The organism is Vibrio sp. 704 (genome assembly GCF_033339295.1).
Map to the genome: position 1 here is coordinate 1 of NZ_JAWOUH010000947.1, position 534 is coordinate 534.

Genomic DNA, 534 nt, shown 5'->3' on the forward strand with positions numbered 1-534 from the left:
CCGAATACTAAGCGATGAATGGCTTCCGCCCAACAAGTGAAATCATCAGCTTCTTTTCTGAGCTGGCGATTCCTGAGCTGCAAGGCTTGGTGGGTGACCTTATCGACAATCAAACTTCCAAAGGCTTGGCGAGCTTCTTCTCCGGTCTATTGTCACTGGAAGGCGAACAGAAAGAGATGGCGTTGACGGTGCTATTGGCACAAGCTCGCATCACCGACTTACCTCTGTTCAACCTGATCTTGGAGTTAGAAACGCAATACCCGGGCGACATTGGTTTGTTTGCGCCCTTGCTACTCAACGTTATCACGCTGAAACCAGGCGAAGCGATGTTCTTGGATGCAGAAACGCCACACGCGTACTTGAAAGGGACGGGGCTTGAGATCATGGCGAACTCAGACAATGTGCTACGTGCCGGTTTAACACCGAAGTATATGGACGTAAAAGAACTCGTTGCATGCACACGCTTCGAAGAAAAACCATTCGATACCCTACTGCTTGCACCAATCGAAAACAACGACATGTTGGAATACCCAA

At 49.3% G+C, this 534-nt stretch carries 1 pseudogene; it reads left to right on the forward strand.

The features are described 5' to 3' along the window. Positions 1–11: 11 nt before the first annotated feature. Positions 12–534, forward strand: a pseudogene (locus tag R7R24_RS30035) (type I phosphomannose isomerase helical insertion domain-containing protein); the annotation flags it as partial.